The organism is Mycobacterium sp. (assembly GCF_049673265.1).
Classification (GTDB): Bacteria; Actinomycetota; Actinomycetes; order Mycobacteriales; family Mycobacteriaceae; genus Mycobacterium.
Map to the genome: position 1 here is coordinate 1 of NZ_JBATXN010000667.1, position 23,060 is coordinate 23,060.

The following is a 23,060-nucleotide window of genomic DNA, read 5'->3' on the forward strand; positions in this document are numbered from 1 at the left end:
ACAGCAACCCGCCAGCACCGCCATTAGGGTCTGCCATCGTCCCGGGGGCCCCATTGCCGATCAGGATGCCGCTGCCACCCATCTCGCTCCACAGGGTATTGAGCTGATTGTCAACCGCCGTGCCGAACGAGCTGTTGATCCAGTCTTGGTCGGCGGTGTGCATCGGGGTGTAGATGAACTCGTTGAACAGTTGAGCAAGGTCGGGTGAAGCCGCAGGATCGGCTGCAGGAAGCGCAGCAGGATCGAGCAACGAAGCCGCGGTCGCCGCGTTATCGCCGGCCAACGTCGGATCAAAGCTACCCATCAGGGCGCCCAAATCGGCACCCAGGGTGGGGCCAACGCTCGCGAGGGAATTGATGATGGGCTCGATGATCAGCTCGAACCCGTCGGCGTGGGCCGCGGGCGCGGTGGCCAACGGGCCCAGCCCGAACGCCAGAAACGCGCCGGCAGAGGTACTCAGACCGACTGCACGACGACGTGCCTTGGCATTGCGCGACCGGTGATTCCGCTTCGTGGAGCGCTGACGAGCCATTGCCCGACCTCCCGGCGATGTAGCCTCATCTGCAAAAAACTGTGATTTAGCTGAGTACCGTTAAGGGAACGCCTACACTGGGCGCGCTGTCAAGTCAAGAGGCTCACGCAAATCTGAGGAATGCCCGGCACCCGCCGTCGTTGCCGCGAGCAAAGTACTGCGCCGGCCAGCCAGCAATCAGTATGATCCGTTACCCGCGTCACCCATCCCGACGGCGGCATGACACCGCGGGAGCGCTAAGCGCGCTGGCTGTCACATCTGTCACCAGCACTATCGTCATGGGCTACCCGCTTCAGGTATTTCTCTGTACGACAGCACAACCGATCTGACCGGCGAAATCCAAAGCGCACCTCGGAGCAAACCATGCCAGCCACCAGAGGGCCGCGACGGCAGATCAGCCGACCCACGGCGGTTCGAGCGGGCACCCTCACCGCAGGGGAGGCCGGCCCTCAGCGTCCTCTAAGGCGTGATCCCAGATAGTCCACCACCGCATCGATGGCCACCCGCTCCTGTGTCATCACGTCGCGCTCCCGGATGGTCACGGCGTGGTCGTCGAGCGAGTCGAAATCCACCGTCACGCAATACGGGGTGCCAATCTCGTCCTGGCGGCGGTAACGGCGGCCGATGGCGCCGGCGTCGTCGAACTCCACATTCCAGCATTTGCGCAATTCGGCAGCCAGATCGCGGGCCTTGGGGCTCAGATCGGCGTGCCGGGATAGCGGCAGCACGGCAGCCTTGACCGGCGCAAGCCGGGGATCGATCCGCAGGACCGTGCGCTTGTCCATGCCGCCCTTGGCGTTGGGCGCCTCGTCCTCGTGGTATGCGTCGACCAAAAACGCCATGAACGACCGTGTCAGCCCCGCCGCCGGCTCGATCACGTACGGCACATACCGGGTGTCGGTGCCTTGATCGTAGAAGGACAGGTCGACACCGGAATGCTTTGCGTGCGTGGATAAGTCGAAGTCTGTCCGGTTGGCCACACCCTCCAGTTCGCCCCACGGATTGCCGGCGAAGCCGAACTTGTACTCGATATCGACGGTGCGGTCGGAGTAGTGCGACAACTTCTCCTTGGGGTGCTCATACAGCCGCAGATTCTCCGGATCGATGCCCAGGTCGACGTACCACTGCAACCTGGTGTCGATCCAATACTGGTGCCACTCTGTGGCGGTCGCGGGTTCGACGAAGAACTCCATCTCCATCTGCTCGAACTCACGGGTGCGGAAAATGAAGTTGCCCGGGGTGATCTCGTTGCGGAAGCTCTTGCCGATCTGGCCGATGCCGAACGGCGGCTTGCGGCGTGCGGTCGTCACCACGTTGGCGAAGTTGACGAAAATCCCCTGCGCGGTTTCCGGCCGCAGATAGTGCAGGCCCTCCTCGGTTTCGATCGGACCGAGGTAGGTCTTAAGCATCATGTTGAACTCGCGCGGCTCGGTCCACTGGCCCTTGGTGCCACAGTCGGGGCAGGCGATCTCGCTCATCGGCACCGAATCGGGATCGGCGATATCTTTCTTGGCCGCGTACGCCTCCTGCATGTGATCCTGGCGGTGCCGGTGGTGGCAGCTCAGGCACTCCACCAACGGGTCGTGAAACACCTCGACGTGTCCGGAGGCGACCCACACCTCGCGCGGCAAGATGATCGACGAGTCCAAGCCGACAACGTCGTCGCGGCCGGTGACCACCGCGCGCCACCACTGCCGTTTGATGTTCTCCTTGAGTTCCACCCCCAGCGGCCCGTAATCCCATGCCGACTTGGTGCCGCCGTAGATTTCGCCGGCGGGGTAGACCAGGCCGCGCCGCTTGGCGAGGTTGACGACGGTGTCGATGACGGACGCCACGAGGTGATTACTCCTGTCTTCGATGCGGGCACACTTCGAGCCTGTAGAGCATCCGTCATCGTAGCGATTAGCCGCCGAGCTTCTTTGACATGCGTGATCATGCATGTGACAGTGGAACCAGTATGTCCTCCTCAACCTCAACGGCAGCCGACGGCGACGAGCTGGTAGACCAACACCAGCACGGTGACGCGGTTGAGCTGCCCGCGCCACCACCGCGGGAAATCCTGGAAGCCGCGGGTGAGCTGCTACGCGCGCTGGCCGCGCCGGTGCGGATCGCCATCGTGCTGCAATTGCGTCAATCCCAGCGCTGCGTGCACGAACTGGTCGATGCGCTGGGTGTACCGCAACCGCTGGTCAGCCAGCACCTCAAGATCCTCAAGGCCGCGGGCGTCGTCACCGGCGAGCGGTCCGGACGGGAGGTGCTCTACCGGCTGGCCGATCACCACCTGGCCCATATCGTGATCGACGCCGTCGCGCACGCCGGCGAGGACAAGTAGTGACCACTGGCGAAAGGTCCACCCGGCAGCGGGCGGCGGTCGCGTCGCTGCTGGACACGCTCGACGAATTCCGGTCAGCCCAGGAAATGCACGACGAGTTGCGGCGGCGCGGCGAGAACATCGGCCTGACCACCGTCTACCGGACGCTGCAGTCGATGGCCGCGGCGGGCATGCTCGACACGCTGCGCACCGACACCGGCGAATCGGTCTACCGGCGCTGCTCGGAACACCATCACCACCACCTGGTGTGTCGTAGCTGCGGATCGACCATCGAAGTGGGCGACCACGAGGTCGAGGCGTGGGCGGCCGAGGTGGCCACTAAGCATGGCTTCTCCGATGTCAGCCACACCATCGAGATCTTCGGCACCTGCTCGGACTGCCGTAGCTAGGTTCAGCCCGTCAACACGTGACGGATCTCGGCACCCTTGTCGAGCACCATCAGGATCAGTGTGCGCAGCGCGTCGTCGCTCAGGCCGCCGCCCGGAAAGTTGTAGCGCAGCATCACATCTGCTGTTTTGTTCGAGTTGCGTTTGGCGGTCGCCTCGCCGACCTTTTCGACCAGTGCCACCGATCCCAACAGAGTATTGTGCGCCTGCTCGGCTACGCTGTCGCGAATCTTCTTGGTAAGCAGCAGATCCCACGCCACAATCTGTGTCAGCGATATCAGGTCGAGGTCTTCGGTGACGGTCACCACCCGCAACGACGCAATGGTGCCGTCGTGGCGCACGGTAAGCGCGCCGTCGGATTCTTCCTCGAGGGGCAACACCTCGGAAAGCACCGTCACCAAGCGTTCCTGCAGCGAAGGCATCTAAGCCGTCCCGAATCGTCGGTGCCGCGACGCGTACTCTTCGCAGGCCGCCCACAGATCACGGCGGTCGTAGTCGGGCCAGAGCTTGTCTTGAAAGATGTATTCAGCGTAGGCCGCTTGCCACAGCATGAAATTACTGGTCCTCTGCTCGCCCGAGGTACGCAGTAACAGATCAACGTCAGGAATGTCGGGGCGGTGGAGGTGTCGGGCAACTGTCGCCTCGGTCACCCGCTCTGGGTTCAGTCTGCCCGCGGCGGCTTCGCGCGCGATATCCCTTGCGGCCTCGGCAATTTCGGTACGGCCACCATAGTTGACGCAGTAGTTCACCGTGATGACGTCGTTGCGCATCGTCATCTCCTCTGCGATCGCCAACTCGTTGATGACACTTCGCCACAACCGTGGCCGCGAGCCCACCCAGCGAATCTTGACGCCCATCTCGTTGAGGTTTAGTCGCCGCCGTCGCACCACGTCGCGGTTGAACCCCATCAGGAAGCGCACTTCCTCAGCGGAGCGCTTCCAATTCTCGGTGGAAAACGCGTAGAGGCTGAGCCATTTGACGCCGATTTCGATTGCACCGCAGACGATGTCGATGACGACGGCCTCGCCCATCTTGTGGCCTTCGACACGGGTCATTCCGCGCTGGGTGGCCCAGCGGCCGTTGCCGTCCATCACGATCGCAACGTGGTTGGGCAGCTGGCTTGCGGGGATCCGCGGAGCGGCCGCCTTGGAAATGTGTTGTGGGGGCCGCCGGGGGCCGCCGGGGGGCGACGGCGGAAGCGCGGGAAAGACCACGGGCCAGGTGGACTTGTCGGGAAAGGTCGGGTAGTCGTCTGGGGCGGGCGGCAGCTGCGGGAAGTCAGCCGGCTTCTGGTTCCGCACCATGGGCCACATCCTGCCTGACCAGAGCTATGCGGCGGTCGGCGAGGCTCTGATAGACCTGGTCGACCCGGCCTGTCCGCTCGACCAGCGGCAACGTGCGCAGCTGCCGCTCCAGATGCCATTGCAGGTGGGCGGCCACCAATCCGCTGACGTGGCTGTGGGCCGAGTGCGGTGCGGTCTCCGCGGCCTCCCAATCCCCGTCGTGCAGCGCCGACATCAGATCCAGCACACCCAGCGGCGGTGTGGTCGCACCGGCGGGGCGGCAGAACCCGCAGACGCTGCCGCCGGCGGCGATGTGAAATGCCCGATGCGGGCCCGGTGTGCCGCAGCGGGCACATTCGGTCAGCGCGGGGGCCCACCCGGCGATGCTCATGGCTCGCAGCAGATAAGCGTCCAGCACCAACTCACGGGGTCGGCGTCCGTCGGCCACCGCCCGCAAGGCTCCGACCGTGAGTCGATGCAATGCCGGGGCCGGGGCCCGTTCCTCACCGGCGAGGCGCTCGGCGGTTTCCAGCATCGCGCATGCGCAGGTGTATCGGCCGTAGTCGCTGACGATGTCGGTGGCGAACGCGTCAAGCGAGACGACCTGCGTGACGATGTCCAGGTTGCGGCCCGGATGCAATTGCACGTCGATATGCGCGAACGGCTCCAGTCGCGCGCCGAACTTGCTGCGGGTACGGCGCACACCCTTGGCCACCGCGCGGACCAGTCCATGGTCGCGGGTGAGCATGGTGACAATCCGGTCGGCTTCGCCGAGCTTGTGCTGGCGCAGCACCACCGCACGGTCTCGGTACAGCCGCATAGATACCAGTTTGTCACCGCACTGCGACGAAGCCTCGCACCCGCGCCGATAATGTCTGTACCGATGACCGACGCCGCTACTCCCCGCTTTCCGACCCTGACCGAACAGCTCTACCAGTTGGCCAGCGGTGAGGTGACGTCCGACGAGTTGGTCCGCCGCTCGCTGCACGCCATCGACCTGAGCCAGTCGACGCTCAACGCCTTCCGGGTGGTGCTCACCGAGACGGCGCTGGCCGACGCTGCCGCGGCCGACAGGCGGCGTGCCGCCGGCGACCAGGCGCCGCTGCTGGGTGTCCCGATTGCGGTAAAGGACGACGTCGACGTCGCCGGGGTGCCAACCGCCTTCGGCACCTCCGGCCACGTGCGGCCCGCCATCCAGGACGCCGAGGTGGTGCGGAGGCTCAAGGCGGCCGGCGCGGTGATCGTCGGGAAGACCAACACGTGCGAGCTGGGCCAATGGCCGTTCACCAGCGGACCCGGATTTGGCCACACCCGCAACCCGTGGTCGCGCAAACACACCCCGGGCGGGTCGTCGGGTGGCAGCGCGGCCGCGGTGGCCGCCGGCCTGGTCACCGCCGCGATCGGCTCCGACGGCGCGGGCAGTGTCCGCATCCCGGCGGCCTGGACGCATCTGGTGGGCATAAAACCGCAACGTGGCCGCATCTCGACGTGGCCATTGCCGGAAGCGTTCAACGGCATCACGGTCAACGGCGTGCTGGCCCGGACCGTCGCCGACGCGGCGCTAGTCCTCGATGCGGCGGCCGGCAACGCCGACGGCGATCTGCACAAGCCGCGGCCGGTGAAGGTCTCCGACCATGTGGGTATGGCTCCGGGGCCATTGCGGATCGCGCTGTCCACCGGGTTCCCGTTCACTGGGTTTCCGGCCCGCTTGCATCCGGAGATCAGGGCGGCCCTGGCGGAGGTCGGCGAACGGCTTCGCCTGCTCGGCCACAGCGTACTTTCGGGCAACCCCGACTACGGGCTGCGGCTGTCGTGGAACTTCTTGTCGCGGTCGACTTCTGGGCTACTCGACTGGGCCGACCGGCTGGGTGACGGTGTGGAACTGGACACGCGCACGCTCTCGAATATGCGGATGGGTCGGGTGCTCTCGCAGTCGATACTGCGCGCCGCCCGGGCCCATGAAGCTGCCGATCAGCGCCGGGTGGGCTCGATTTTCCGCATTGTCGACGTCGTCGTTGCCCCGACAACTGCACAGCCGCCGCCGCTGGCGCACGCATTCGACAGATTGGGCGGGTTGGGCACCGACCGCGTGATGATCGCCGCCTGCCCGGTGACATGGCCGTGGAATGTGTTGGGCTGGCCATCGATCAACGTTCCGGCAGGCTTCACCTCCGATGGCTTGCCGATCGGTGTACAGCTGATGGGACCGGCCAACAGCGAGCCACTGCTGATCTCGCTGGCTGCCGAGTTGGAGGCACTCGGCGGCTGGGCGGCCAAACAGCCGCAAGTGTGGTGGAACACCGGCACAGACATGCCACCGGTTTCCAGCGACGCACTAGCCGATAGTTAACTCAAAAACCAAGCCGACCAAGCTGTTTGGGGTCACGCTGCCAATTCTTGGCGACCTTGACGCGCAAGTCGAGGTAGACCTTGGTGCCCAGCAGCTTTTCGATCTGGCCGCGCGCCGCGGTGCCCACTTCTCGCAGTCGGGCGCCGCCCTTACCTATCACGATGCCCTTCTGGCTGTCCCGCTCGACATAGAGAATCGCGTGCACGTCGATCAAATCGTCACGCCCCTCGCGCGGGTTGACCTCGTCGATAACCACTGCCAGCGAATGCGGTAGCTCGTCGCGTACGCCCTCCAGGGCGGCCTCCCGGATGAACTCGGCCATCAACATCTCTTCGGGTTCATCGGTCAGCTCACCGTCGGGGTAATACGCCGGCCCAGCGGGCAGTGCGGCGGCGAACACATCGATCAGCACATCGATCTGCTCACCGCTGACCGCCGAGACGGGGACGATCTCGGCCTCGCGGCCGTCAGTGAGTCCGACCAGTTCGCCGATCGCGGCCAACTGCACGGCCAACTTGTCCTTGGATACCTTGTCGATTTTGGTGACGACGACGACCAATATCGTTCTGGGCGCGACGGAACCGATCTGCTCGACGATCCACCGGTCTCCCGGACCGATCGCTTCGTCGGCTGGTATGCACAACCCGATCGCGTCGACTTCGGCGTAGGTGTCGCGCACCAAATCGTTGAGCCGCTTACCCAGCAGGGTGCGCGGCCGGTGCAGTCCCGGGGTGTCGACCAAGATCATCTGGAAGTCCTCGCGGTGCACGATGCCGCGAATCGTGTGCCGGGTGGTCTGCGGGCGGCTCGAGGTGATCGCCACCTTGGTGCCGACCAGCGCATTAGTCAGTGTCGACTTGCCGGTATTGGGTCGCCCTAGCAGACAGACGAAGCCGGAATGGAATTCGCTCACTGCATCTGACCATCGGAGTCGGCGCGGCTGAGCAACACCGTGCCGATCCGGACTCGCCCGCGATGGTCCGGGCCGCCCTCGGCATGCAACCGCAGCCCATGTGCCACCACCTCGGCGCCGGGCAGCGGGACCCGGCCCAGTTCCAGGGCCAGCAGGCCACCGACCGTGTCGACGTCGAGGTGCTCATCGAATTCGACACCGTACAATTCGCCGACGTCTTCGATCGGCAGTCGCGCCGATACCCGGAACCGGTTGTCGCCCAGATCTTCTACCGGCGCGACCTCGGCTGCGTCGTACTCGTCGGCGATCTCACCGACGATCTCTTCTAACACATCCTCGATCGTCACCAGCCCGGCGATTGCGCCGTACTCGTCGACCAGCAGCGCCATGTGGTTGCGGTCGCGTTGCATCTCGCGCAGCAAGGCGTCCAGGGGCTTGGAGTCCGGAACGAACACCGCGGTGCGCATGACCTCTGCGACGCTGGTGTCCCGGCCGCCGCCGGTCGCGTAATACCTGTGTTGCACAATATCTTTCAAATAAACAACTCCGACGATGTCGTCGACGTTCTCGCCAATCACCGGAATGCGGGAATGTCCACTGCGTACCGCCAGCGATATCGCGTGGTCAGCAGATTCGTCGCTTTCGATCCAGATCATCTCGGTGCGCGGCACCATCACCTCGCGGGCTGGTGTATCACCGAGTTCGAATACCGACTGGATCATCCGCCGCTCGTCGGCTGCCACCACTCCGCGCTGTTGCGCCAGGTCGACGACTTCCCGCAATTCGATCTCGGATGCGAACGGTCCATTGCGAAATCCCCGGCCCGGGGTCAACATGTTTCCCAGTACCACCAGCAGTCTGCTGATCGGGGCCAGCAGGACCGAAATCGTTTGCAGGGGTAGAGCTGCCACCAATGAAATGGTGTAGGCGTTCTGTCGACCCAACGTGCGCGAACCGACACCTATCACGACGAAGCTGATCACCACCATGGTCGCCGCGGCGGCGAACAACCCCCAATCTCGGCTGAGGCTCCGGTAGAAGTAGGCCGCCAGCAACACCGTCGCGCTGATCTCACAGATGATCCGCAGCAGCACCACCAAGTTGATGTACCGGGGGCGGTCGGTCATGACCTTGGCCAGCCGACCCGAGCCCGGCCGCTGGTCACGTACTAGTTCATGTACCCGCGCCAACGACACCGTGCTGAGTGCGGCATCGATAGCGGCGAACAGGCCGCCCAGACAGATCAGCACGATCGCGCCGAGCAGTGGAGCGGACCCATTCAACTGTCGAAATACCTTGAAATCGTCGAAGACCCTCTCGTGTGTTCTACCTGTGGCTTTACTGTCAAACCCTACGGCAAAGCCGACATGCTCAGTGTGTCTGAGCTACGCCGGAGACACATTCACCGACGATGTCTGGTCGGTGCCAAGAATGGTCAGCCCTTCTTAGCCATGCGCTGGCGGTGGGGATGGCGCCTGCGTCAGATTGACTTGGGCTCCGTGTGACGATACCGAATCGTGCAGCATGACCTGGGTCGGTTTCGTACCGGGCGGCACGTCGAATGCCAGCTTGAGGCTCACCTGAAGCCCTGGCTCGATGCTGTTGACGACGTTTCCGAACAGCGGCGGGACCATGAAGTTTGCCGAATACTCACGCCCAGTTCTGTCCTTCAACCTCTGCGCGGACCACTCGAAGAACTGCGCCTGTGTGCCGACGTTCCTGACCGCCACCGACACGATCTCATACACGCCTTGGGCGCGCTTGTCGGCAAAAGTCTGGGAGCTATTGAGTTGGGTGACGATAAATGCAAACTTCCCGTCAATGACTTCTTGCCCCATCCCGGCCGGTGCCGAGGTGGTTTGACCGAAGTGGCATGCTCCGACCAACGTTGCGGCCGCGAGCATGATTGGCAATGCGCTGAGGCGTCTCTTGCAATCGAAGAACACGCGGCCAAGCGTATTAGGTGTTGCTAATGCCGTGTCCTCGACGGCTCGCCGCCGGGCTCGCGGATCAACCAACGCACTGCGGCGAGCAGACGCAGCTCGTTGTCGGTGGTCTCCCGGTCGCGGGCATGCGGCCGACCATAACGACTGGCCGCTTGCGCGCAAGTTATCTCGGGAAACGTTCACTAGAAGTTCTCCTAACGCGTACGGGTTCGGAAAAGCGCCGAGCGCTTCGCCAATCTCGTCGTCGTCGGAGCAGGCATCGTTACGCCCCATCAACCGCTGAACTTCGACCCACAGCGCGCGCGTTCGACCTCCTTCGGCAGGTCAGCGGACAGCACAAGCTCGGCCTAATTGTCGAAATGCCGTGATTTGTCCAGCAACCGCTGGTCTCTCGCACTCTGGCGCTCATGGTGATACGCGTCGACTTGGTCGGCGACCCACTCTTCGAGCAAGCGCCCCTGCAGGGCGAACATCTCTTTTTCTTCGTCGGGCTCGGCGTGGTCATACCCCAGCAGGTGCAGCACACCGTGGATTGTCAACAGCGCCAATTCATGGCCCAGCGAATGGCCGGCGGCCGCGGCCTGCTCGGCGGCGAATGCCGGGCACAACACAATGTCGCCGAGCATCGCCGGACCGGGGTCCGGGGCGTCGGGACGGCCACCCGGCTCCAGCTCGTCCATCGGGAAGCTCATCACGTCGGTCGGGCCGGGCAAATCCATCCACCGCATGTGCAGATCAGCCATCGCGGCGGTATCCAATAACACCATCGACAGCTCGGCCGCCGGGTTGACGTCCATGTTGGCGATGACGAACTTTGCGACGCTGATCAATTCGGATTCGGAGACGTCGATGCCAGATTCGTTGGCGACTTCGATACTCACGGCGTTGTCACCGACGGCTGCGTGTGCTCGACGCCCGCCGCGCCGCCCGGTTCATCGTCAGACCCGGTTCCTCGTATCGTGCGTAGGCGTCGACGATTTCGGAGACCAGGCGGTGCCGTACCACGTCGGCGCTGGTCAACTCCGCGACGTGAATGTCGTCGATGCCGTCGAGGATGTCGACGGCGGCTCGTAGTCCAGACCGGTTGCCGCCCGGTAAGTCGATCTGCGTAATATCGCCGGTGACAACGACTTTCGAGCCAAACCCCAGCCGGGTGAGAAACATCTTCATCTGCTCGGCCGTGGTGTTCTGCGCCTCGTCGAGGATGATGAACGCGTCATTCAGGGTTCTTCCCCGCATGTAGGCTAGCGGTGCGACCTCAATTATCCCGGACGCCATCAACTTTGGGATCAATTCGGGATCCATCATGTCGTGCAGCGCATCGTAGAGCGGACGGAGGTAGGGGTCGATCTTCTCGCTCAGCGTGCCGGGCAGAAAGCCAAGCCGCTCACCGGCTTCCACCGCAGGACGGGTCAGGATGATGCGCGTGACGTGTTTGCGCTGTAGCGCGTTGACCGCCTTGGCCATCGCCAGGTAGGTCTTGCCGGTCCCGGCCGGGCCGATGCCGAAGACGATGGTGTGGGCATCGATGGCGTCGACGTAGCGCTTCTGGTTGAGGGTTTTGGGCCGAATCGTCTTGCCGCGCCGCGACAAGATGTCCAGTGTCAGCACCTCGGCCGGGGACTCGTTGCCAGTACCGACCAACATTGCCACACTGTGGCGCACCACCTCCGGGGTCAACGGCTGGCCGCCGGCGACGATCGCGATGAGTTCGGAGATCACCCGTTCGGCGAGCGCGACATCGGCGGGCTCACCGGAGAGTGTCACTGCGTTGCCACGCACATGCAGATCTGCCGACAGAATGCGCTCGAGTGAGCGCAAGTTTTCGTCAGCGGAACCGAGCAGGCCCACGACGAGGTCGGGCGGAACGTCGATGCTGCTGCGCACCGGAGTTATCGATGAGTCAGCAGCGCTGGTCTCGCGGGGCGTCACGTGGTTTCTGATGCCTGCTTTCTGCGGTTTGTTCAGCGGGTTAGCTCCTCGAGTCTACCGCCGCGTGGTTATCCGCCCCAATAATTGCCGTTCGCGGACCGGACGGCACGCATAAGGCTGGCCTGCAGCGGGAATATCGGCTTTGATGAAGCTTCGGTATCTAGAATTCCTTCGCGCGGGATGGGGCGCGGTGTTGCTTGCCGCCCCGCGTGCCGTGCTCACCGAGATGCGAGGTGTGCAGGTCGACCGCAAGGCGATCGTCGTGACACGCATCTTGGGTGGGCGCCAGCTTGTCCAAGCGATGTTGTCGGGAGTCAGGCCTTCCCCGGAGATCCTGGCGGCAGGTGTGTGGGTAGACGGAGTGCATGCGCTGACGGCATTTGGGTTGGCGCTGGGTGATCGCCACCGGGCGCGAATAGGCCTGGCCGACGGGCTCGTTGCGGCACTGTGGGCCGGCCTCTGTTGGCATAACTTGCGCACCGGAAAGACTCCGCCGGTCGCGCACGCGCGGCGTCGGGATCAGTTAGCGCGCATAGTTATTGGGGCACTTCCGGGTGGTGGTCGGCTAATGGCGGCGGCTTCACGGGCCCGCGTCGCCGGGCGGATGCCACCGCGGCGTTAGCACACCCAGCGCGCCAAGCGCGACCGCGGCCGCCGTCGACGTGCGCAGCACCGTCGGGCCCAGCCGGACGGCCACGGCACCGGCGCCGGTCACCGCGGCGAGTTCGTCGGGAGCGATACCACCCTCCGGGCCTACCACCAACATCACCGACTTCGCTTGCGCCAGGCCAAGATCCGACAGCTGATCGGTAGCCGACTCGTGCAGCGCCAGCACGGTGCCTCCCGACGCCACCACGTCGCCGATCCGCTCAGTAAGCGTTGCGATAGACAGCACGCCGTCGACCGACGGGATGTACGCGCGACGGGATTGCTGCGCCGCGGCCCGAGCGACCGCGCGCCAGCGCCGCAAACCCTTTTCGGCGCGGGTCCCCTCCCAGCGGGCCACACAACGCGCGGCCTGCCAGGCCACCAACTCGTCAGCGCCGGCTTCGGTAGCCAACTCGATGGCCAATTCCGAACGCTCGGCCTTGGGCAACGCTTGTACGACGGTCACCGGCGGCCGCACCGGCGGTACCCGCCAACGGTCAGACACCCTGGCCTGAAGTCCGTCGCGGTTAGCCTGCTCGACCACGCAACGCGCCAAGCCTCCGGCGCCGTCGCCGAGCAGGAGCTGTTCGCCGCGCCGAATGCGTCGCACGGTAGCGGCGTGGAAGCCCTCGTCGCCCTCCACGACGGCCAGCTCACCCGTCTCGGGCAGCGCGTCAATATAGAACAGCCCGGGCAATTAGCGCCCGGTAAAGGTCTCACGCAGCCGGCTGAACAATCCGCCGTTGGCGGCGGCATGCGTCGACCGCACTTCGGCCACGTCACGGTTGCGGTGGCTCTTGAACTCGCGCAGCAGTTCGGTGTCGCGGTTGTCGAGCCGATCGGGCACCACCACCTCGACGTGCACGTGCAAGTCACCGCGGGTACCGGAACGCAGGTGCGGCATCCCGTGGCCGCGCCGGGTCGTGACCGAACCGGGCTGGGTCCCCGCGGGGATGGTGATCTCAGTCAGGCCGTCGAGGATGGCGTCCACGGTGACCGTGGTACCCAGGGCCGCATCGACCATCGGCACCGAGATCGTGCAGTGCAGATCGTCGCCGTCGCGCACGAAGATGTCATGGGGCTGCTCATGGACCTCGACGTACAGGTCACCCGCCGGCCCTCCCCCGGGTCCGACTTCACCTTGCGCGGCCAGCCGCACCCGCATTCCGTCGCCGACGCCGGCGGGGATCTTCACGGTGATGTCCCGACGGGCCCGAACCCGTCCGTCGCCGCCGCACTGGTAGCAGGGATCAAGAATGACTTCGCCGACGCCGCGGCAGGTGGGGCAGGGTCGCGACGTCATTACCTGACCGAGCAGGGAGCGCTGCACGGTCTGCACCTCGCCGCGACCACCACAGGTGTCGCACGTCACCGGGGCCGAGTTGCCGTTGGTGCCGCGGCCCTGGCACCGGTCGCACAGCACCGCGGTGTCAACGGTGACATGCTTGCTGACGCCGGTCGCGCATTCGGTCAGGTCCAGCCGCATCCGCAGCAACGAGTCCGAACCGGGACGGACACGTCCGGTCGGTCCGCGCGAGGTTGTGCCCCCGCCGAAGAAAGCCTCAAACACATCACCCAAGCCACCAAAGCCGCCGAAGCCGTTTCCGGCCGATGCCGCGTTCTCCAGCGGGTCGCCGCCCATATCGACGACGCGTCGTTTCTCGGGGTCGGAAAGCACCTCGTAGGCGACGCTGATCTCCTTGAATTTCGCCTGCGCGACCTCATCGGGGTTGATGTCGGGATGCAGCTCACGTGCCAGCTTGCGATAGGCGCGTTTGATGTCCGCATCGCTCGCGTTCTGGCTCACGCCGAGCAGACCGTAATAGTCGCGTGCCACGCCTGACCTTTCTAAGCCTCTTTAGAGGAAATTCTGCAACGAGTGCGCGTTCATCGCCCACCCAGCACTTCACCGATATACAAAGCAACCGCTGCGACACTAGCGATAGTTCCCGGATAGTCCATTCGGGTGGGCCCGAGCACACCCATACCCCCGTACACGGTGTCGGTGGTGCCGTAGGCGGTGGAAACCACCGATGTGCCCACCATCTGCTCGGCCTCGGTTTCGTGCCCGATGCGCACGGTCACTTTGCCGGCCTGCTGCTGCGCGGCCAGCAGCCGCAACACGACGACCTGCTCCTCGAGGGCTTCCAGGATCGACCGCAGCGAGCCGCCGAAGTCGGCGGTATTGCGGGTCAGGTTGGCGGTGCCGCCCAGCAGCAGCCGTTCCTCGCTGTGCTCGACCAGCGACTCCAACAGCACCGTCGCCGAGCGTCCGACAGCGTCGGACAGGCTCTTGGACTGCCCGGCTCGGCCGTCGAGCTGCGCGGCAAGGTCCGCGACCGCAACCGATGCCGCTGAAAGCTTCTTGCCCTCCAGCGCTTGGCCGAGCATTTCGCGCAACTGGGACAGCTGGTGGTCGTCGATGACATCTCCGAGTTCGACGAGCCGTTGGTCGACCCGGCCGGAGTCGGTGATGACGACCATCAGCAGGCGGGCCGGCGTCACCGCGATTACTTCGAGGTGCCGCACGGTCGACGTCGACAATGTCGGGTACTGCACGATGGCCACCTGGCGGGTCAGCTGCGCGAGCAGCCGCACCGCGCGTCGCAGCACGTCATCGAGGTCGACGCCGGACTCCAGGAAGCCTTGGATAGCACGTCGCTCAGCCACCGAGAGCGGCTTGACGTCGTCGAGCCGGTCGACGAATTCTCGATAGCCCTTTTCCGTCGGAACCCGACCGGAGCTGGTGTGCGGCTGGGTGATGTATCCCTCGGCCTCGAGTACGGCCATATCGTTGCGGACGGTGGCCGATGAGACGCCGAGGTTATGGCGCTCTACCAGCGATTTCGATCCGATCGGCTCCTTGGTGGAGACGAAGTCGGCGACGATCGCGTGCAGCACCTCAAAGCGACGCTCGTCGGCAGTTCCCATCCCTATCCGCCTTTCCAACCTGGTCCATTTTACGGTGATCACCAGCCGCAATTGCTTACCGCACCCACAGCCAACCAACCGTCGCCCCGGCTGGAGCTATTGGCGCGCCTCCTCAGCGGGCCGTTCCGGCCCGCATCGTCACCGCGCTAGCCTCTTCTGGATGATCTTCAAGGGCGTGCGAGAGGGCAAGCCGTACCCCGAACATGGGCTGTCCTACCGAGACTGGTCGCTGATTCCGCCGCGGCAAATCCGGCTCGACGAGATGGTCACGACTACGACAGTGCTGGCGCTGGATCGCCTGCTGTCGGAGGACTCCACGTTCTACGGCGACCTGTTCCCACACGCGGTGAAGTGGAAGGGCATCGTCTATCTCGAGGACGGCCTGCACCGCGCGGTGCGGGCGGCGTTGCGAAACCGCACGGTACTGCATGCGCGGCTACTCGATTTGGATGCAGTCGCCCCTCAGGGCTAGCCCCCGGTCACGTTCTTGCGCCGGCAGGTGTCGAGGTAGGTAAGACCGCTTTTGGGAGGAACCCCATGCCACGAATCACCGGAGTATCGGATCGCGACGCCAACCTCGGCACCAAGATCGCCTTCTTTTTCACCAAGCGCCACTTCAAGCGCATGACCGGTGGCGAGACCCCGGCAATGCTGGAGCCGTTGCGGATGTATGCCTATGTTCCCAAGCTGCTCAGTGCAATCGGCCGCCTGGAGCTGGCCGAGTCGAAGATCGACATCCTCAGCCCACGCGAACGTGCGCTCGCGGAATTGAAATCGGCGACGACGGTGAGCTGCGAGTACTGCATCGACCTCGGTTCCCAGATCGCGCGCAGCTGGGGGCTCACCGACGAGGAATTGCTGGCGTTGTCCGACTACCACACCGCAACCTGCTTTTCCGACGTCGACAAGCTGATCCTTGAATACGCGACGGCGATCACCCGCACACCGGTCGAGGTGAGCGACGAGCTATTCGACGCGCTGCGAGCACATTTCGACAATGCTCAACTCGTCGCGCTGACCCACATCGTCACACTCGGCAACCTTCGGGGCCGGTTCAACCTGGCGTTGGACATCGGGTCGTCCGGTTTCAGCGAGGGAAGGGTGTGCGCATTGCCGGACGTCGGGCGACGGTGACTGCAGACGCGGAGCTGGCAACACGATTCCAGGCAGCCCGGCCACACCTGGGCGCCTTGGCCTACCGGATGCTGGGTTCGGTCGACGACGCCGAGGATGCCGTGCAGGAAACGTGGCTGCGACTCAGTGGGGGCGACACCGAGGAGATCACCAACCTCGACGCCTGGCTGACGACTGTGGCGGCACGGATCTGCCTGAACATCTTGCGGAGTCGTCGGGCGCGCCCCCGCGAAGAGCTTGTCGCCCGGGTGCCGGATCCCATCGTCGACGCAGTCGGCGAAGTCGACCCCGAACACCAGGCGATGCTGGCCGACGCGGTGGGGCTGGCGTTGTTCGTCGTGCTGGACACCTTGGCGCCACCCGAGCGGCTGGCGTTCGTGTTGCACGACGTCTTCGCCGTGCCGTTCGACCAGATCGCGACGATCGTCGAGCGGTCCCCAGAGGCCACCCGCAAGCTGGCCAGCCGGGCACGGCGGCGCATCCACGATGCCGCGCCCGACCCGGACACCGACTTGGTAGCTCAGCACGCCGTCGTCGACGCCTTCTTCGCCGCAGGGCGTGCGGGCGACTTCGACCGGCTGGTCGCTGTGCTGGACCCCGAGGTCTCCCTGCGCGGCGACTTCGGTCCGGGCGCGGCCGGGCTGAGCTCGGTGCGCGGAGCATCCGCAGTCGCCGGGCTAGCCCGAAATTACGCGGCGCCCGAACGAGAAGCCCGCCCCGCCGTTGTCAACGGCGCCGCGGGCGCGGTGATCTTTGTCGCCGACCGGCCCACCGCGATCATGGGATTCGTGGTCCGCGGTGGGCGGATCGCCGCGATTGACGTGCTGGCCGATCCGGAACGCCTCGCGCGGATCGACTTGAGCGCTCTTGCCGGCTAGCCCGTGGCTGCCTGCAGCAGCGCCTGTGCGGACTCCGGCGAGATCGCCCAGCCGCCTTGATTGACGAACGTGAGGTTCCGGGTGACCGGCGTCGGGAACTTCGGACCCCCGATGGCCACGTCGGCGGTGGCCGCATTTGGGCCGGCCGGCTGGATGTTCGTCACATCGTAGGACTGCGGGAACTTCCCGTCCCGGAACGCGTCTCTCAGCTGGTGGTCGGCAGCGCGCCCATCGTTGTCACTGAGGCCGCCCGCAACCAGACCGGTCTTGCTGTGGTAGTTCACGCCAGGATTGGTGAGGTTGGTGCAGAGGCTGGATATGTCGCCCGCGGTCGGCAGTTCCTGCCCGCCCGGCGGCGGGGGTGGCGGGTCCTGGGCAAACGGCACAGCAACGGCGACGGGCTGCACTTGCAATGCGGCCGGGTGGCCAGCGGCGAGCGACGTCGCGCCGGCAGCTGCGGCTCCAATCGCGGCGGCGGCTGCCACCCCGGTGACGAAAGTTTTCACGGTCATTACTGTCCCTTCGGTTTGGACCAGAACATCGGTGTCATTGTGCTGGTCACGGCACCGCCCGTGGCTGCACTGACGACGGCGTGTCGTCTCATTGGTTATACCCGGCCTGAATCCGCCATTCGGTGGCATCTTGCTGTTGGCGCCAGAATTCGTCGAAACGCCCCCCGGCGGCGAGCAACTGGTCGATACTGCCGTCCTCGACAACGCGGCCATCGTCGAGAAAAAGAACCCGGTCGGCGTGACGGATGCTGGCCAGCCGATGGGCGACGATCACCCGGGTACGCGATTGCGGATCGGCGGTGAGCGCGTCAACAATGGCGGCCTCGTTCTCGGTGTCCAGCGCGCTGGTTGCCTCATCAACCAGCAGGATCGGTGCGGGTTTGAGAAGGGCCCGCGCGATGCTGACCCGTTGACGTTCACCACCGGACAGCGCGGATCCGGCTTCGCCGACGATCGTCTCGGCACCGTCCGGCAGCCTGTCAGTGAGCTCGTCGACCCGTGCCAGCGCAACAGCGCGGGAGAATTGATTGTTGTCGGCGCCGGGGTCTCCCGCGAACACATTCTCTCGGATCGTCCCGTGAAACAGGTAGGGTGTTGGAACACCACACCGCTTGCCGCGCGCCGAGTTTCGGCATCGAGGGTTGCGGCGTCGACGCCGTCGATCAGGACACGACCGCGTGTGGGGTGGTGCAACCCGGCGATCAGCGCCAACACGGTGCTCTTGCCCGAACCGGACGGCCCGACGATCGCTGTCGTAGTCCCCGGTTGCAACGAAAAACTCACGCTGTCAAGGACCGCCGCATCTGCGCCGTCGTAGCTGAACGCGACGTCTTCGAACTCGATACGTGGTGCGCTGCCGTGGCCGCTCAGCGATCGGGTTCCGGCATCCATGACCGGTGCGGTCAGTACGGCCCGAATGCGTTCGAGCGTGGCACGGGTGCTCTCCAGGGCCGGCGCCAGCGCGCCGATCGTGGTGAAAGGCTCGAGATAGCGGGCGATTACGACAATCAGAGCGATCGCCGCAGCCACGGGCAGCGTGCCCGTCACCGTCAGCACGGTGGTCGCACCGGCAAGCAGGATGAGCGCCAGCTGGCTGGCCATGCTGAACAGCAGCTGGCCCGGAATCTGCATGCCCAATAACCGCATCGTCGCGCCATGCTGTGCGGCCAGTGCGTGGCCGACCAGACTTCGGGCCGGCTCGACGCGCCGCGGGCCGCGCAGTTCCGGGCTGCCGGTTACTGGACCGGCCGGACCGTGGACTCGATCCTGTCCGAAGCGGTGCGGCGGTGGCCGGCTCGTGTCGCGGTGCTCGACGGCGGCACTGCGCCCCGCCCGGCCCAGCGCTTGAGCTACGCCGAGCTCGATGAGCGCGCCGGCCACGCAGCGGCCGGGTTGACAGCGCTGGGGATCACGCCTGGTGATCGGGTGTTGCTGCAGCTGCCGAATGGCTGCGAGTTCGCAGTGGCGTTGTTCGCGCTACTGCGCGCCGGAGCGATCCCGGTGATGTGCCTACCCGGCCACCGGGCCGCGGAGTTGGGACACTTTGCCGCGCTCAGCGAGGCGAAGGCTCTGTTAATCCCTGATACCGCAAGCGGATTCGACTATCGCCCGATGGCGACGGCGCTTGGACAGGAACACCGCGAGTTCCGCCACGTTATCGTCGACGGCGATCCCGGCCCGTTCGTGTCGTGGTCGCAGGTGTGTGTCCACCCGGAACGGCATCCCGGACCGGGTGAGGCCGATCCCGGGTCGCCGGCCCTGCTGCTGGTGTCGGGCGGTACCACGGGCACACCCAAGCTCATCCCCCGTACCCACGACGACTATGCCTATAACGCCGCCGCCAGCGCCGAAGTCTGCGGGCTGACCGGCGATGACGTCTATCTGGTGGCGTTGCCGGCCGCCCACAATTTTCCGCTGGCCTGCCCGGGTTTGCTTGGCGCGCTGGCTGTCGGTGCGACGACGGTGTTCCTCACCGACCCCAGCCCGGAGTCGGCGTTCGGCGCCATCGCGCGCCACGGTGTCACCGTCGCCGCGCTGGTTCCAGCGTTGGCCAACTTGTGGGCGCAGGCCACTGAGTGGGAGTCGGTGACGCCAACATCGTTGCGGCTGCTCCAAGTTGGCGGCGCGAAGCTGGAAGCCGCTGACGCCCACCGGATCCGCACAGCCTTGACGCCGGGTCTGCAGCAGGTCTTTGGCATGGCCGAAGGTCTGCTGTGCTACACGCGACCAGACGATCCGCCCGAAATTGTCGAGTGCACCCAGGGCCGGCCGCTGTCTGCCGGCGACGAACTGCGGATCGTTGACGATGCCGGCCACCCGGTCCCGGACGGCGCCGAGGGAGAACTGCTGGTGCGGGGGCCGTACACCTTCAACGGATACTTCCGCGCCGAAAGCGACAACGCCCGCTGCTTCGACCCGGACGGTTTTTACCGCAGCGGCGACCTGGTCCGCCGACGCGCCGACGGCTACCTGGAGGTCACCGGGCGGGTCAAAGACGTCATTCACCGTGGCGGCGAGACCATCGGTGCGGGCGAACTCGAACAGCATCTGCGTGCACATCCGGCAATCTCGTCGGCAGTTGCGGTACCGCTGCCGGATCCTTACCTCGGCGAAAAGATCTGCGCTGCCGTTGTTTTCGTGGAACAGCCGGTCACGCTGATGGAATTGAACGACTACCTCGACCAACGCGGAGTGGCTAGGCACGCTCGGCCGGATGTGTTGACGCAGATGACCGCGTTGCCTACGACTGCCGTCGGCAAGGTCGACAAGAAGGCGATCGTCCGGCACTTGCGGCGATGACGATGGCTGGTGGCGTAGTGTCAAACATGAGCTGTTTCGTTGTCAGCTGTGGTCGACCGCCGTGAGCGGCTGATAGCCCCGGGCAATGTGATTCCTCCGTCGCCTCGCACTTGCGAGACCGTCGATGCCGATCGTGAAGGAACGCTACGTCCGATGACTTATCCACTGCGGCAGCGGCGCACAGACAATCTTGTGCGACTATGTCTATCTCGCGAGTTGGGCCGCGACATCGACGGGGCGTGGTGGCCACGCGCAGACCGCATCACGAACGAACTGCCTGGCCTGATTGCGACGCTGATACCCCTTCTTGGAGACATCACTTCCATCAACGTCAATTGGCCACCGTTACAACGGCCGCCTGACTTCAACTGGCCCGGCTGGGAACACAAGCGCCAGCACGTGATGACCCTCAGCGGCGGAGAAGCTCGCGCAAACCTTCTGATAATCCCGTACACAACCGAAAGTGCGCTTGCGCTGATGGTGCTACGCCGCGCTGCTGACCTGCCGATCGACCCCGTCGACCAAGCCAAACCGGCATTCGCTACCGCGTGCTCGATCCTGCAGGCCACCCTGCAACAGCTCGCCAAGGGTTTTCAATAGGGCCACCTTGCCGACCAATGCGCCGTCACGCACGAACGCGCCTAACGCCTCGCCCTCGCGATCGTTCTCGGCACGCAATCGTTGATCGACTGAGTTGGACGCGCAGCCGACCTTGCCATTGACCAATGTCACCATTTGATGTTGACTGAATCGCATGACGGACGCTGTGCCGGCCCGCGGATCGCTCCGCTCACGCAGTGCGGCCCTGGTCAGCACGTTGACATTGCGGCAGATCAGCGCGGCGCTGCCGCCCGAGCGGGCCTGGGGGCTATGGCTCTCCCGCCGGATCGTTGCCGGGATTATGGGCGCCTTCGGGCCGTCGCTGGCCGGCATCAGCGTCGAGCCGATTGACGCCCTGCAGCCCGATGGGCGTCGAGTCGTCGGCGAATGGGTGCGTGCGCCGGGGGCTGCGGCGCGACAGGGCGCTATCTACTTCGTCCACGGCAGCGGGTATGCCCTGTGCTCGCCGCGAACGCACCGACGGCTGACGGCGTGGCTATCGCAGCTGACCGGGCTGCCGGTATTTGCCGTCGACTACCGCCTCGCGCCACGACACCGCTTCCCCACCGCCGCCGACGACGTGCGCGCGGGCTGGGACTGGCTAACCCACCAGCACGCGCCGGAACACATTGTGATCGCTGGTGATTCAGCCGGCGGACACCTCGCGGTCGATCTGCTGTTACAGCATGACGTCGCCGTCACCGAACCCGCTGCGCTGGTCCTGTTTTCGCCGCTGATCGATCTCACCTTCGCCTCGGCCGCCGCTCGCGAGGCGCTGCGCCGCGACCCCGCGATTCGTGCTGTCGACGCCGCCCGGCTGGTCGGGTTGTACAGCGGCAGCATCGATCCCGCGCATCAGCGCCTGAAACTCGATGTTGTCGGTGGGCCTGTGCTACCTCCGACACTGATCCAGGCGGGTGGCGCCGAGATGCTCGTCACCGATGCGCGGCACCTGGCCGCCGACATCCGAGCCGGCGGCGGCAGTTGCGAGCTCCAGGTGTGGCCGGATCAAGTGCACGTCTTTCAGGCGCTGCCCCGACTATCACCAGAAGCCGCCAAAGCCATGGCACACGTTGCGCGTTTCATCGACGCATCGCTGAAAGCTGACTTCGAAAGCACAACGGGAAAGGCAGGCTAAATGCTTGGGCCGTTTCGCAGATCAAACAAGGTGAGCCACAACGCGCTTGCGGTGGTGACTGGCGCCGGCAGCGGGATCGGCGCGGCGTTCGCCATCGAACTCGCGCACCGCGGCGGGCGAGTCGTCTGCAGCGACATCAACGAAGTCGCCGCCGCGAAAACCGCCAGCACGATCACCGACACAGGCGGTGACGCCGTCGCGATTGCCTGCGACGTAACCCAGCTCGACGACGTCCAAGAACTGGCCGCACAATCACAATCATGGTTGGGCGCTGCGCCCACCTTGGTGATTAACAACGCCGGTGTCGGCTCCGGTGGTGCACCCATCGGCGAACTCCCCCTTGACGACTGGCACTGGGTGCTGGGCATCAACCTATGGGGACCCATTCACGGATGCCACGTCTTTGCCCCGATCCTGCGGTCGGCCGAACCATCAAATCGCCGGCGAGGCATCATCAACGTCGCCTCCGCCGCGGCCTTCGGTGCGGCGCCCGGCATGGCGGCCTACAACGTCAGCAAGGCCGGCGCGCTGTCGCTGTCGGAGACGCTGGCGGCCGAATTGTCCGGCACCGCGATCAACGTTACGGTGCTGTGCCCAACCTTCGTGAAGACGAACATCGTCGAAGCCGGCCGTATCCCTGAGCAAACAACACAATTCGCGAACAGGCTCATGCGCTGGACCGGGCTTTCGCCGGAGAAGGTTGCACGCGTCTGCCTGGACACCCACGATCGCGGTGAGCTGTATTG

At 65.2% G+C, this 23,060-nt stretch carries 25 protein-coding genes and 2 pseudogenes; 12 read left to right on the plus strand and 15 right to left on the minus strand.

Going from position 1 to position 23,060, the window contains the following annotated elements:
* Positions 1-532, minus strand: a pseudogene (locus tag WBF82_RS22540) (hypothetical protein); the annotation flags it as partial.
* A 449-nt stretch (positions 533-981) separates the two neighbouring features.
* Complete coding sequence (locus tag WBF82_RS22545; RefSeq protein ID WP_424385174.1) at positions 982-2,391, minus strand: glycine--tRNA ligase; 1,410 nt, start codon at positions 2,389-2,391, stop codon at positions 982-984.
* Between the two features lie 98 nt (positions 2,392-2,489).
* Between WBF82_RS22545 and WBF82_RS22550 the strand changes: the two genes are divergently transcribed.
* Positions 2,490-2,864, plus strand: a complete 375-nt coding sequence (locus WBF82_RS22550; RefSeq protein ID WP_424385151.1) for an ArsR/SmtB family transcription factor — start codon at positions 2,490-2,492, stop codon at positions 2,862-2,864.
* Positions 2,864-3,253: a Fur family transcriptional regulator gene (locus WBF82_RS22555; RefSeq protein ID WP_424385152.1), complete on the plus strand. Its 390-nt coding sequence runs from the start codon at positions 2,864-2,866 to the stop codon at positions 3,251-3,253. The genes WBF82_RS22550 and WBF82_RS22555 overlap by 1 nt, the downstream gene beginning before the upstream one ends.
* A gap of 2 nt (positions 3,254-3,255) precedes the next feature.
* On the opposite strand, the gene WBF82_RS22560 is transcribed toward WBF82_RS22555, so the two are convergent.
* From WBF82_RS22560 to recO, 3 genes are read right to left on the minus strand one after another with little or no spacing between them, the layout of a single operon-like run.
* A complete protein-coding gene (locus tag WBF82_RS22560) occupies positions 3,256-3,672 on the minus strand; it encodes a hypothetical protein (protein WP_424385153.1) in 417 nt (138 codons plus the stop codon).
* Positions 3,673-4,554 carry a decaprenyl diphosphate synthase gene (locus WBF82_RS22565; protein WP_424385154.1) on the minus strand — a complete coding sequence of 294 codons (882 nt, stop codon included), beginning with the start codon at positions 4,552-4,554 and terminating at the stop codon, positions 3,673-3,675.
* A complete protein-coding gene (gene recO / locus WBF82_RS22570) occupies positions 4,529-5,353 on the minus strand; it encodes a DNA repair protein RecO (protein ID WP_424385155.1) in 825 nt (274 codons plus the stop codon). The genes WBF82_RS22565 and recO overlap by 26 nt, the downstream gene beginning before the upstream one ends.
* A 63-nt stretch (positions 5,354-5,416) precedes the next feature.
* Between recO and WBF82_RS22575 the strand changes: the two genes are divergently transcribed.
* Positions 5,417-6,883: an amidase gene (locus WBF82_RS22575; RefSeq protein ID WP_424385156.1), complete on the plus strand. Its 1,467-nt coding sequence runs from the start codon at positions 5,417-5,419 to the stop codon at positions 6,881-6,883.
* A gap of 1 nt (position 6,884) precedes the next feature.
* Here the strand turns inward: WBF82_RS22575 and era are convergent, their stop codons facing one another.
* The 5 genes from era to WBF82_RS22600 form a co-directional block, all read right to left on the minus strand.
* Positions 6,885-7,796: a GTPase Era gene (gene era, locus WBF82_RS22580; RefSeq protein WP_424385157.1), complete on the minus strand. Its 912-nt coding sequence runs from the start codon at positions 7,794-7,796 to the stop codon at positions 6,885-6,887.
* Positions 7,793-9,079: a hemolysin family protein gene (locus WBF82_RS22585; protein WP_424385158.1), complete on the minus strand. Its 1,287-nt coding sequence runs from the start codon at positions 9,077-9,079 to the stop codon at positions 7,793-7,795. Before WBF82_RS22585 ends, era begins: the two co-directional genes overlap by 4 nt.
* A gap of 162 nt (positions 9,080-9,241) precedes the next feature.
* Complete coding sequence (locus tag WBF82_RS22590; protein WP_424385159.1) at positions 9,242-9,742, minus strand: DUF4352 domain-containing protein; 501 nt, start codon at positions 9,740-9,742, stop codon at positions 9,242-9,244.
* Positions 9,743-10,089: 347 nt separating this feature from the next.
* A complete protein-coding gene (ybeY, locus tag WBF82_RS22595; protein WP_424385160.1) occupies positions 10,090-10,623 on the minus strand; it encodes an rRNA maturation RNase YbeY in 534 nt (177 codons plus the stop codon).
* A gap of 7 nt (positions 10,624-10,630) precedes the next feature.
* Positions 10,631-11,674 (minus strand): PhoH family protein, encoded by a 1,044-nt coding sequence (locus WBF82_RS22600; protein ID WP_424385161.1) that lies wholly within the window; start codon positions 11,672-11,674, stop codon positions 10,631-10,633.
* Positions 11,675-11,819: 145 nt separating this feature from the next.
* Between WBF82_RS22600 and WBF82_RS22605 the strand changes: the two genes are divergently transcribed.
* Positions 11,820-12,296, plus strand: coding sequence for a hypothetical protein (locus WBF82_RS22605; RefSeq protein WP_424385162.1), 477 nt, complete (start codon positions 11,820-11,822; stop codon positions 12,294-12,296).
* Here the strand turns inward: WBF82_RS22605 and WBF82_RS22610 are convergent.
* The 3 genes from WBF82_RS22610 to hrcA are packed head-to-tail and all read right to left on the minus strand — an operon-like array spanning position 12,255 to position 15,253.
* The gene (locus WBF82_RS22610; RefSeq protein ID WP_424385163.1) at positions 12,255-13,019 is read right to left on the minus strand and encodes a 16S rRNA (uracil(1498)-N(3))-methyltransferase; all 765 of its coding nucleotides are present in this window, start codon (positions 13,017-13,019) and stop codon (positions 12,255-12,257) included. The genes WBF82_RS22605 and WBF82_RS22610 overlap by 42 nt on opposite strands.
* Positions 13,020-14,159, minus strand: a complete 1,140-nt coding sequence (gene dnaJ, locus WBF82_RS22615) for a molecular chaperone DnaJ (protein ID WP_424385164.1) — start codon at positions 14,157-14,159, stop codon at positions 13,020-13,022. It abuts the gene before it with no gap.
* Positions 14,160-14,209: 50 nt separating this feature from the next.
* Positions 14,210-15,253: a heat-inducible transcriptional repressor HrcA gene (gene hrcA / locus WBF82_RS22620; RefSeq protein ID WP_424385165.1), complete on the minus strand. Its 1,044-nt coding sequence runs from the start codon at positions 15,251-15,253 to the stop codon at positions 14,210-14,212.
* Positions 15,254-15,413: 160 nt separating this feature from the next.
* Here hrcA and WBF82_RS22625 point away from each other — a divergent pair, with 160 nt between their 5' ends.
* The 3 genes from WBF82_RS22625 (at position 15,414) to WBF82_RS22635 (ending at position 17,265) form a co-directional block, all read left to right on the plus strand.
* The gene (locus tag WBF82_RS22625; RefSeq protein WP_424385166.1) at positions 15,414-15,725 is read left to right on the plus strand and encodes a type II toxin-antitoxin system VapB family antitoxin; all 312 of its coding nucleotides are present in this window, start codon (positions 15,414-15,416) and stop codon (positions 15,723-15,725) included.
* A gap of 65 nt (positions 15,726-15,790) precedes the next feature.
* On the plus strand, positions 15,791-16,387 hold the full coding sequence (locus WBF82_RS22630; RefSeq protein WP_424385167.1) for a carboxymuconolactone decarboxylase family protein: 597 nt from the start codon (positions 15,791-15,793) through the stop codon (positions 16,385-16,387).
* Positions 16,384-17,265 carry a sigma-70 family RNA polymerase sigma factor gene (locus tag WBF82_RS22635; RefSeq protein WP_424385168.1) on the plus strand — a complete coding sequence of 294 codons (882 nt, stop codon included), beginning with the start codon at positions 16,384-16,386 and terminating at the stop codon, positions 17,263-17,265. Before WBF82_RS22630 ends, WBF82_RS22635 begins: the two co-directional genes overlap by 4 nt.
* On the opposite strand, the gene WBF82_RS22640 is transcribed toward WBF82_RS22635, so the two are convergent.
* Together WBF82_RS22640 and WBF82_RS22645 are read right to left on the minus strand one after the other, a co-directional pair.
* Positions 17,262-17,777 carry a hypothetical protein gene (locus tag WBF82_RS22640; protein ID WP_424385169.1) on the minus strand — a complete coding sequence of 172 codons (516 nt, stop codon included), beginning with the start codon at positions 17,775-17,777 and terminating at the stop codon, positions 17,262-17,264. The two genes, WBF82_RS22635 and WBF82_RS22640, sit on opposite strands and share 4 nt — an antisense overlap.
* Positions 17,778-17,865: 88 nt before the next feature.
* Positions 17,866-18,668 (minus strand): annotated as a pseudogene (locus WBF82_RS22645) (ABC transporter ATP-binding protein).
* Between WBF82_RS22645 and WBF82_RS22650 the strand changes: the two are divergent.
* The 5 genes from WBF82_RS22650 to WBF82_RS22670 all read left to right on the plus strand — a co-directional run.
* Positions 18,636-18,917 (plus strand): hypothetical protein, encoded by a 282-nt coding sequence (locus WBF82_RS22650; RefSeq protein ID WP_424385175.1) that lies wholly within the window; start codon positions 18,636-18,638, stop codon positions 18,915-18,917. The pseudogene WBF82_RS22645 and the gene WBF82_RS22650 overlap by 33 nt on opposite strands.
* Before the next feature lie 15 nt (positions 18,918-18,932).
* On the plus strand, positions 18,933-20,576 hold the full coding sequence (locus WBF82_RS22655) for a (2,3-dihydroxybenzoyl)adenylate synthase (protein WP_424385170.1): 1,644 nt from the start codon (positions 18,933-18,935) through the stop codon (positions 20,574-20,576).
* Positions 20,577-20,729: 153 nt separating this feature from the next.
* A complete protein-coding gene (locus WBF82_RS22660; protein ID WP_424385171.1) occupies positions 20,730-21,176 on the plus strand; it encodes a DUF5994 family protein in 447 nt (148 codons plus the stop codon).
* A gap of 154 nt (positions 21,177-21,330) precedes the next feature.
* Entirely contained in the window at positions 21,331-22,314 is a 984-nt protein-coding gene (locus tag WBF82_RS22665; RefSeq protein ID WP_424385172.1) for an alpha/beta hydrolase, read from the plus strand.
* Positions 22,315-23,060, plus strand: a 746-nt coding sequence (locus tag WBF82_RS22670; protein WP_424385173.1) for an SDR family NAD(P)-dependent oxidoreductase, incomplete at its 3' end; no start/stop codon positions are given.